This window comes from Candidatus Chloroploca sp. Khr17 (assembly GCF_004138165.1).
Lineage (GTDB): Bacteria > Chloroflexota > Chloroflexia > Chloroflexales > Chloroflexaceae > Chloroploca.
In genome coordinates, this window is sequence record NZ_RYFF01000094.1 from 1 (window position 1) to 10,270 (window position 10,270).

General features: G+C 54.6%; 10 protein-coding genes. All 10 read right to left on the reverse strand.

From position 1 onward, the window contains the following. Positions 1-8 precede the first annotated feature (8 nt). Positions 9-1,124 (reverse strand): hypothetical protein, encoded by a 1,116-nt coding sequence (locus EKD05_RS24340; RefSeq protein WP_129678057.1) that lies wholly within the window; start codon positions 1,122-1,124, stop codon positions 9-11. Positions 1,125-1,257: 133 nt separating this feature from the next. Further along, the gene (locus EKD05_RS24345; RefSeq protein WP_129678060.1) at positions 1,258-2,223 is read right to left on the reverse strand and encodes an RAMP superfamily CRISPR-associated protein; all 966 of its coding nucleotides are present in this window, start codon (positions 2,221-2,223) and stop codon (positions 1,258-1,260) included. Continuing rightward, positions 2,210-2,683: a hypothetical protein gene (locus EKD05_RS24350; protein ID WP_129678062.1), complete on the reverse strand. Its 474-nt coding sequence runs from the start codon at positions 2,681-2,683 to the stop codon at positions 2,210-2,212. Before EKD05_RS24350 ends, EKD05_RS24345 begins: the two co-directional genes overlap by 14 nt. Further along, positions 2,680-3,711: an RAMP superfamily CRISPR-associated protein gene (locus EKD05_RS24355; protein WP_129678064.1), complete on the reverse strand. Its 1,032-nt coding sequence runs from the start codon at positions 3,709-3,711 to the stop codon at positions 2,680-2,682. Before EKD05_RS24355 ends, EKD05_RS24350 begins: the two co-directional genes overlap by 4 nt. Beyond that, on the reverse strand, positions 3,704-4,549 hold the full coding sequence (gene csx7, locus EKD05_RS24360; protein WP_129678066.1) for a CRISPR-associated RAMP protein Csx7: 846 nt from the start codon (positions 4,547-4,549) through the stop codon (positions 3,704-3,706). The genes EKD05_RS24355 and csx7 overlap by 8 nt, the downstream gene beginning before the upstream one ends. Further along, positions 4,546-5,055 (reverse strand): hypothetical protein, encoded by a 510-nt coding sequence (locus EKD05_RS24365; RefSeq protein WP_129678068.1) that lies wholly within the window; start codon positions 5,053-5,055, stop codon positions 4,546-4,548. The genes csx7 and EKD05_RS24365 overlap by 4 nt, the downstream gene beginning before the upstream one ends. After that, complete coding sequence (gene csx10 / locus EKD05_RS24370) at positions 5,055-6,242, reverse strand: CRISPR-associated RAMP protein Csx10 (protein ID WP_129678070.1); 1,188 nt, start codon at positions 6,240-6,242, stop codon at positions 5,055-5,057. Before csx10 ends, EKD05_RS24365 begins: the two co-directional genes overlap by 1 nt. Next, the gene (locus EKD05_RS24375) at positions 6,226-6,906 is read right to left on the reverse strand and encodes an RAMP superfamily CRISPR-associated protein (RefSeq protein ID WP_129678072.1); all 681 of its coding nucleotides are present in this window, start codon (positions 6,904-6,906) and stop codon (positions 6,226-6,228) included. Before EKD05_RS24375 ends, csx10 begins: the two co-directional genes overlap by 17 nt. Continuing rightward, positions 6,899-8,977, reverse strand: a complete 2,079-nt coding sequence (locus tag EKD05_RS24380) for a hydrolase (RefSeq protein ID WP_129678074.1) — start codon at positions 8,975-8,977, stop codon at positions 6,899-6,901. Before EKD05_RS24380 ends, EKD05_RS24375 begins: the two co-directional genes overlap by 8 nt. Beyond that, positions 8,978-10,189, reverse strand: a complete 1,212-nt coding sequence (locus EKD05_RS24385) for a CRISPR-associated protein (RefSeq protein ID WP_129678076.1) — start codon at positions 10,187-10,189, stop codon at positions 8,978-8,980. Positions 10,190-10,270 lie beyond the last annotated feature (81 nt).

A 10,270-nucleotide genomic window follows, 5' to 3' on the forward strand; every position in this document is an offset into this window, starting at 1 on the left:
GACCAGAATCATGCAAAACATGCAACGCTATGCGAATCATAGCGTATTCCGCCTTGGACGGGTAGTCTAAACGTCAAAATATAAGGATCCGTGATATCTAGACCGGGTATTAAATAAGCAGAAACACCTGGCTTATACGAATCGCGTGGTATTGGGATCGAGTAATAGTATTTACATTTCCGCAAATCCCATCGTCTATACTTAGAAATATAAGATAATGAGTTTAGGTTTCCGTTTTGATCAAAATCAACCTCTTCTCTTAAATAATAAATCTTGTTTCTTGCCAGATGATCTTGCTCAAGAAATATTTGAATTATTATTTTTGGTGAAATAGTCTGCATATATTCACAAACAAGCAGCAAAACATCAATCATTTCACCAGAATCTCTGATCTCATCCATTTCTGTAAGAATAGGTTTAGATTGATGAGCATATGACCCATTACGCAAGCTAACGAAGCGATTCATCAGTGATAGGTCATACTTACAAAATGGCGTCTCGCGATTTAGGAGATCCTTCGAAGCCTGTCGTAAAATAGACTGTGGATTAATCAAAGCTGCCTGTTCAACCTCGTAAATTTTTTGTATAACTTCATTTAAAGACAAGAATTTTCCTGCACGAAGTTTTTGTTTGTGCTTGCTGACTTGTTCACGAAGAGGGTTATCTAAAAACTCGAATAACAGATCAGTAACAAGTAAACGATAAATATTTTTGATAAGAAACTCAACTTGCTTTACTAAACGATAAACACATGTATATTTTTCTTCGTCATGTAAAGTTTCTATTTGACGAAGCATTTTTTCAACAATGTAAAACCCTGGCACCCGTAACCCAGAAGGATATATATTGCCTAAAATTCTTGACAGGATAACGCCTAAAAGTGCATCCCGACCCATTGATTCCGCATCATTAAAGTTCAAGTCACTAGCAATGCTACGTAATTTTCTCATACTGCCGATCATTTCCGATAGCTTATCATAGGGATCATTATTAAGAAGGCATCGCAAAACATCACGTTCCAAAGAGTTAGTTGATGAAATCAGAGGCTTGATAGCATCAGCAATCTCTTCGGTTTCGCCATACTTTATGATAAGCCGACTCAAGTCAACTATCGCCTGAGACATATGTACTCCTTGTCAAACCCAGGTGCCTCGCTCAAAAGAGGTTGCTCCTATGAGCGAGGCTTTTATGGTGTCCTGCTACATAATAACTACTGAAATGATCTAAGATCATTGCAGTATAAAAAAGTGTAAATTATTAATAATTCCGATCCGGACACCCTCGCTCCTCATTCGGCCAGCGCAAGATGGCCGCAAGGATGTCGAGTTGCTCCCGAAGCACGAGGGCTTGTGCGTGCGCTTCCATCAGCAGTGGGGCTATCGCTACCTCTGCGCTCGCTTCTTCGTCAAATGACGCATAGCGCTCGACCGCATTGCTGACGTGTATGTATGGCGCAGTTATTTCTATGGTTCCCAGGCAGGCTGGTTTCGCCCCCCCGAGTTTCGGCCAGAGGCGAGGCTCACCGAGGCCAAGTCCAAAGAGCAGCAACCCCAATTCGCCCCGTGTCAAATTCTGAAAGTGCATCGTGAAATTGAACCGGCTGTCGATCGGGCAAACTTCTAGCGGTAATTTACCCCTCGCCAAAGTACCATGTAGGTAAAACTTGCGTCCGTGAGGCCGCTCACCGGACATATAGGTCTGCCGAGACAAGGAACGTGGCTGAAAGAGTTGTACTGAGCGTACAATCGCTGTTTCACCATCTTCTAATACAGCATCAGTGAAGCTGATCTGGCCCTGGTAGCCCTGTATCCCAAAGATGCGTTGACACACATCCAGCCGCTCCCGCATCTGCGAGGGTTTCAAATCACGTGGCAGTGGAGCCTTCGTGATTGTCACTGCCGAAGGTGAAATCGCCTCAACAATGCTGCGCACACATCCCTTGAGCGACGTACCTGGGATGGCAGGCCGTCCATTCGTCCGAAAATGGGCCTTGACCAGAGGATTATCACGGTCTCGGCGTCGCTCTTCCAATAGGCCCGAGGCAACATGGATGGGTGAACGAGCAATGAGCGTAGCTGTTAGAACGCCATGTACAAGTTCAGCCTGGAAGCGATCATGGCCCGCCGGCGCAGCAAGGGGGATGCGCCCTTCAGCCAGCGGGACAAACGCGTAGGGCTTGGGCAACGGCGGCTGATTCGACCGGTCACGATCACGATAGGTCATGACGCACCTCCGCATAGCGTATGAATTGCATCGCCCCGTTGGGCGCATAGTATTCGACGACGTAGATGGGCGGCGGTCTGCTCGTCGCAGCTTGCGGGTCGGTATGTTTGGGACGAAGCAGGATGGTGGCGTGCCTCGTGGACCAGTTTTCCCCGAGTTCCGTCGCGCCGTCGATCACCAGTTCCTGCTCGCTGAGGATCAGGGCATCGTAGCTGCCATCGTCACGACGTTTCCAGCGGAGTTCGGCATGGGTGCTGAAGATATTGCCCAGATCACCCGTCACGTCTAGCGCTGCTGCCGTGCTGGCTCGTGCCAGCGAACGGAGTTGTGGTGCGTCGTCAAGATCCCAGAGCAGGCTGCCTCCAACATGCGTACACGGCAAGCCGATCTGTTGCTCGGCTACCATGCGTACCTGAGCGGCATCAGCCAGCACCATCCGGTAGAGATAGCCCCTCTTCATAGCCCGATCCTCCGTTTCCAGGCTGGCATACAGGCTTTGAAGAGCGAGCGTACCTGGGCATCACCAGGTGCCATCAGGCGCACACCCATGCCACGTTCATCATCGTCTTCGTAGTTCAGTTCCACCGGCAAATCAGCGGTATCATTGGCATCAAAGGCATAGTCACGATAGCCTTCGGTTGCCAGCGCCCCAACCCCGGCGAGGGTGCGCGCATCAAGGCGTGCCTTGCCGTTGAGCAAGCGTAGCTGCCCTTCAACCAGTTCACACGTGGGATACCGCAATTCCAGGGCATCAAAGGTGATGCTTATCCGCCCAAGCCCGCGTGATTTGCCAAAGCCAATGGCCACACGCCCTTCAGCCAGATCGCGCAGGGCCAACCCAAGCAAGCCGAGTTGCGCCAGCGTCAGGTTTTTCAGATCGATCTGGGTGGTAAATGCGCCCTCAACAACGGTTTCGTAGTTGAATGGCCCAACGGCGACTGATCCATAGATACGATCAATCGCGACCCCATTGCGTTCTTCCAGCGTGACCTTGCCCTGTGGGTAGGCATCGGCAAACCGTACCCGCCCCGCCAGGCTGGTATTGCCAAAAATCTGGCTGGTAAAAGCTGAACGGCGATAAGTTGCAGCACCGTCACAATCCTCGTCCTGGAGGTAGATGCCCGAAGAAAACTTCGTATCGTTGCCACCACGTCGGTAGGGGACAAAGTCCTCTTTTTTTAAGATGGGATTATCAGCGAGTGGTGGCACAAACAACTCCTGGTGTTCACGTAGCCGTTGAGCATCCTGATCATAACGCCGCTCGCCATCCAGCGAGCGGCAGATCCGTTCGCACTGCGCGCGCACCACGCCTTTGAGTGACGAACCAGGAATGTAAACCTCTGGCGCGCCACGGTGACGAGTGCGCACAAACTCCATGTCGGGGAGCGTTGGATCGGCACCGCCGGTATCACCTGCTTTGATCAGAAAGGGGCCTGTCGGCGTGATCGTCACGCTGAGCGTGCCTTCGAGAAAGATGGCTTTATGCATGGGATTCCTCCGCAGATATTGCGCGTGCTGGGTTGATGAGAACCTGCTTGAATGCGTCACGCCACATCGTCACCTGCGCCTCGGTGACGGACGAACCGCCACGTGGGTCGAGCATGTCCAGCAGATCGTCAACGCTGTTCAGTTCTCGATAGACCGCTTCCGCGATCTCAAGGTTGACATGACCAAGCCCCCGCGAGCGAAAGCCACCAATCTGCACCTCGCCTCGCTCCCAGGGCTTGAGCGCCAACGTGAGCATGCCGAGTTGCCAGGGTTCGGCATTCTCCATCGTGAGCGCAAAGTCAAAGCGTGTCCCTGCGGGCACCACCTCGTAGTCATACAACAAGCCAGTGCCCGCCGTCTCGGTATCGCGGTCAATGCCAACCCCGTTGCGCACCTCGAACTGACCAAACCAGAGACTTTCATCAACCAGCGCATCTTTGACAAAGATCCGACTGGCGGTCCATTGAGCCCCAAACGTCAACTCGATCAAGGTCGAAGCCGCCCAGATCTGCGCACTGAGCGAAGCGTCATCCTGCTTGACTTGTTTCTTCTTGGCAATCTCCTGCTGATGCGCTTGCATGCCCTCAAGGTCGCGTACCTGTTCGGGACGCACACTGGCGATCAGGGCCTCGACACGGGCGCGCAAGGCCCCTTTGAGCGAGGCCCCAGGGAGAAACGGTCGCCCGCGTGCATCGCGAAGCACCGGCAAGTCGCTGCCACCAACCTCGCTCGAACGCCCCGCACCAATGCGAAGGCCGGTCAGCGCCGTCAAGGTGCCACGTACGATATACTGATTGCGGAGCACCGCAAACGAATAGGGTGACTCACTGGTCGTCATTTGGTCGCCTCCTCAAGCATCTGTCGGGCAAACTCCCGATTGTCTTTTTCAGCTTTCTCATAGTACGCAAAACTCCGCACCAGATATCCCATATAACGCTTGAGCATCCTGCTATAGAGATCCTGTTCAAGTTCATCGCCACGCGGCAATTGTTCAGCATTCGGCTGAGCCTTTAGCCACGCCGAGGCTTTTTGGGCCTCTTGCCGCACCTCGTTGTCAAGATGGGCAATGACGGTATGGCCAAAACTGTTGCGTTGCTTGCCCCACGCGTCACCCTGGGTCGCAATTTTATAGCGAATAAAATTGGCAACCAGATCATAGGAAGCGCCCTCTTGTTGGGCGACATTGACGGCATTGCGTAGCTGGCTGGTTTTCATTTTTGAATCAGTGAGCAGCAACACGGCCTTAGTTGCGAACTTCACCAGCGCATCCTGATGCCGACTCACGGCCTGACTCAGCAATAACTCACGCCGCAGTTCCTGACTGTCGGTTGTTTGGGTCTTCATCACGCCTCCTCTTTCTGCCACATCTCACGGCTATGGAACTCATCACAAATGCGGATCTGACCGTACCCTTCCTGGCGACGCTCACCAATGCCCTGTTGCTGCAACTCGGCCAGTTTGGCGCAATCGGCCTCACTCAACGGGGCGGCGGCCAGGAACACAAAGACACTGCCCATGCCAACGGCGAGGTTGGCTGGTTTCGGCTGCTGCCAGGTGGTATGCCAGCCAGCAATGCTCTTGGTCACGGTGAAGGCCCGCACCAACGCAAGATCAGCCTCGATCCCGGTCGCCTCACGGAGCATCGCCACACTGAGTTGCTGCGTTGGCAACCAGCCTTGATCCAGCAGAATGGCGTCAGCGAGCAGGTTGACGGTAAAGATATTCCGCTCGCCAACCATCCATTTCTTGCCACCCAATTTCTTATAGATCATTGCCTGCTCGCGGAACCGCTGGGTCAACCGATCAATGCGTGCCGCCACAGCCGCACCATCATCAGCCTGAAGAGGCCCAGCCGTCAGCGTGACCCCACCCAGTCCGGTACTGGTACGCGCACCAAGCACATCAAGCTGGGGCAACGTCTCATGCAAAGCGGGTGCATCAGCCGGAACCAGCACCGTCCCAACAAAGCGTGTTGGCACAAACATGCGTTGACCGTTCGTATCCTGAACCGACTGCACCTCATTCAACACCAGCGGCGAGTAGAGCCGACTATCTTCAGCCGTACGCCGTCGGCGATTGATCGCGACCCGCGTCAGCACCCGTTGGGTCACCTTGCGTACCGCCAGGGTATCGCCCGTGAGCGTATAAAAACCTCCCCCCGCTGCAACCCAGGGCCGACCCTGAGCATCACTCGGCGCATAGATCAGGGCCGGTGGCTGCTGGCGTTCCCAACAGATCCGCGCCACAAGTGAGTCGCTGATCGTGGCATCTTTTTCACCTTTGGGCTGCAGCGCCGTCAGTGGCATTGGACGCACCCAGGTATCAGCGACAGCGGACGGATACGCATTGTGGCAACGCAACGCACGGAAGAGCGTCGGATCAAAGGCCCCCTTCGCTGCCAGCGCTGTTCCCAGTGCCCCAAAGATGGCCCCTCCTGGGATATACGGGAGGCTAGCGCGAAACTGGTCATTGGGTCGTCGCTCGGTAAACGCAAGCGGCGTAACCGCCTCAATCTCAAGCTTGAGCAGCATCGCCGTCTCCCTTCCCCAATAAGGCCCGAAGATCCGCTTCTAACGCCTCTTCTTCGCGAACCGTGCCCTCCACCCAGACCGTTGGTACCACCTCAGCCCAGCCGAACCCACGGGTACTGCCTCCGCCCCAACGGGTCGTCAGGCGGAGCGCCGCCCAGAGCAACGCCGCCAACCGCGCATCGGCGAGCGTGCCACGAATAGCCGGGGTCGCACCATAGACCAACCCATCCAGGGCAACCTCCTGAAAGAAGAGGCGTTCATCTTCCGCCGTGCCCCGTCGCCGATTGATACTGACGGCGGGCCGGATCTCAACCAGCGCTTGGGGATCAATCTGCCGCAACGGATCATCCCGATCTTCACCCGCTGGCAGGCCAATAAGGTCAAAAAAGCGCAGGGGTGAACGCTGCCGTGGCGAACCAAAGAGCGTCTTGATGTACGTTTTCGCTTCGTCATCAAAATGGGCCGGGGTTGGTTCGCCAAGCTGGTGGAGCAAGGCCTCGGTGGTATGGCGGACTTTGCCCTTCACCTGTGACCCAGGAAGCAGAGGACGGCCACGACCATCACGCACAATGCTCTTATCAGCGAGTGAGCCACTACTGCCACCAGCACCGACACTCAGCGCGCTCGTACAGGTGATCAGCAGATCAATACGTACCTCAGGCATAGGTCTTCTCCTGCTGCTCAGGGAGCATATCGTAGATTTCGACCAGATCGGCCCAGATCGTCTCCCAGACAGGCTCATCGGCACCAACATCTGATCGCGGCAACCAGGGCGGCAAGCCAACCGGGGTTGCCTCAACCCGCCAGCATCGTTCAACATGTTCCTGCCATGCGTCTGCGACGGCCCTACTCTGGCGCACACGGGTGGTCAGATACTCCAGCGCACTTGCGCGTGGCCCTTGATCGCGTGCTTGCAGCAACACCTCGCGCAGCCGGTAGAGCTGCGAGCGCGGTGTCTTCGCGTGCTTGAGCGCACGGAGGGTATCCAGTAGTCCGGCAAACTCGTACCAGGTATAGGGGCGCGCCGTCAGACGACATTGGGTACCTTCAAGCGCCGCCCGCCGAAAATCGCTAATGCGGTCACTCACCATCGTGATCGACTTCAGCACCATAAAATCAAGAGCGCCCCCATTGTCAGGAGCCAACGTTGTCGTGCGCTTCGCCTTGGCGCTCTTGAGCAACTCATCAACCAGTTGCTTCAGGAAGAAGATCGGTGCATCAGCCTGCGCGATGACCAGGCCCATCCCAAGCCCAATGCAGGGCGTGAACGCCAACAGATGGGCATGATCGGCCCCCCGATAGCGACCCTTGACTGAGCGTGGCGTGGCTTCATTCACCATGTTCCGTTCAAACGCCACCCCGATTGTCAATGCAATCTCCATGGCTTTATCACCAGGCACAATCACCATCACGTCGTCACCACCAATCGTGATGATCTCAAAGGGATGGCACCAGTGTACGTTGCCCTGCTCATCGGGGAGACGCATCGGTTCGAGGTGTTCGGCCAGCGCATGAAACACCGCGTTGCAAGCCGCATCCTCAAGTTGTTGGGAAAACTCGCGGTACTGCTCGGGCGTTTGCTTCGTTGCCATTTCCCGCCCGACATTGTTGCCATCGGCGTAGATAAGCCCGATGAACCCATTCCCTGCGGCCCCGATTTGATGCGTATCGGAAGCGGGATCCACATGGTTTTCTTGCGCATGCTTTTTTGCGTAGAAGCTTGACGTACCAGGATCAGTACGTAGATACTCTTCCCACCGCTGCGCCCATGAGCGCTGCTCGATACCGTCTGGCAAATCCCAATTGATCGCCCGACAGAGCGACTTTGCCGCCTCTTGCTCGCCCCGCTTCATCACACGTCCAACCGCCAACTTGCGCACACTGGCCTCACTCAACGGGCCATAGATCGCGTCAGCATAGACGGCGGGGCGATGGTCACTACTGGCACAGCGCACCACCCAGGGCAGGCGCTCGATGCGTGGCAGCACGCGCTCATCAGGCTGCGGAACATCTCGATCCTGGTCAGATTGCGGAATGAGTGCGTCGCGTTCGTCGCGTCGGCGATGGTACATCGTCGTCAAGAGCGTCACCAACTCACCAAAGTTCTTGCGGTGATAGAAGCGCGCCCCTGGCAACGCATCACCATCATGGGGATGGTAGTACTGCTCAAGCGTTGGCTTCAGGACACTATCACGCCAGTTGGCCTGAAATTCTTCCAGCCAGTACGCCACTAAGCCATCATTCCCAAAACGAAGGCACCCATAACGCAATTCGAGCAGGTGAAACGTCTGGCTCACCACCACACTCAGCGCAGTCTGCGTCAATTCGGTAAAGCGCTGCTCAAGCTCACGGGCGAGCGCATGCCCTGTGCCAGCAGGAGCCAACGCAAGGAACGACCCACCACCCGCATAGATCACCCGCTTTTCACCACAGATGCGCTTGACCTCATCAATGCCAACAAAATCAAGCAACGCCGACGCCCCGCGGATCTCCGGCAAACGCGCCGACTCAAAGACATAGCCCTTAATCTTCGTCGCCCCACCATAGATCAGATCGATGCAATCAGCCTCACCAAGCGTGGCTTTAATCTTACGCTGCAGCGCATTAAGATAGAATCGGTCATACTGCGCATCACCTCGCAAGACCTCCTCGACCAAAGCAATGACATCAGCCCGATCCTCACCCCCCAGGCACCCCGCAACAACCACATTGAAGTTGTCAGTGTTTGTGCTCATTTATCTATCCCATATATCACGACTGAGATCACACCAAGCTTCAGGCTGATCAGCCGCTCGCAGACCACTACTACGGCTTGCCTCACGCTCATAGACTCCGTGGTTTGTCCAGATCCGGTTCAGAAAGAGTGCATCGCTATCCTGGTCGTACCGATACGCAGCACGAAATACAAGCGTCCCCTTCGAGGCTCCTTTGTAGAGATGCGACACCAGATCCTGCCCTTTCAACTTCTCAAAAGTTAATTCATGGCACAGTTCACCCCAATAGGCTTCAGCATTGTCCAACTTCTTAAGCAACTCACGAACCTGCCCGCACAGAAACTCGCGATCACTCCCTTGAAACTCCTTTTCGACAGCTTTGCTCGCATACACCTGCGTGTTGAAGAGCATGGCATATTCAGGTCGCCCAGCGATAAAGATGCCGAAGGCACTCAATGCTACCAACGTTTCGAGACGGTAAAAGAGATATGGATGTTGGTTCACATACGTTTGCTCAGCAAAGCTCATCTGATCCCACTCAAGTGAAGTTCGTTGCGCCTTGCGCAGAAGCGGTGCGAATTTTGCCAGTTCGTTATATTCAATCTGAATTGGCACTGCCGGAACTTCATGCAAAATTTGGTTATCTTCGTGCAGATAGGCCGTGGGAAAGCCCATATAAGCACCTGCAAGATAGCCTAGCGATGTCATCACTTTATAGCCACCCACCGGCGCAAAACAGGTAAAGCTAGGATCCTTTCCGTCTAACTCCTGAGCCACGATCTGCATGAATTGTCCCAGACTGCGGAGTAGCATTGTGGGTTGGTTGACATCCAAATCATCAATTATTTTCGTTCGGACTTCGGCTCCAAAGGTTATGCGCAGAAGCCGCGCAATGAACTCAGCCGATCCCCGGCCACCCAGGGTGTTTGTCACGATCAAGGTCACCTGGGGATTTTTGCCCAGGCGTTTTTGTTTCTCTAAGACATTGAGCAGTGAGAACTCCGCGCTGATATGCTCTGGTTTTGCTTTTGCCAGCGCGGGATCAGCATTGCGGCAAAAATCAGCCCAACGTAGGCGTGCCTCTTCTTCGGTTTCATGTTCCAACGGCAGCGGATTGCTACGATCAAAGCGAAAAAGCTCTTGGTCACGCGCCAGTTTGCCATACACATTTGTCGCAGCAAACAATGAAATTCCAGCCGTTATAACAACATGGTGATAGATGGTCGTACTCATCACAACCTTCCCTCCTCATCATCAAAAAACCCTCTGCGCCTCCCCGCCTCCCCGCCTCTGCGTTAAAACCCTCCCCGCCTC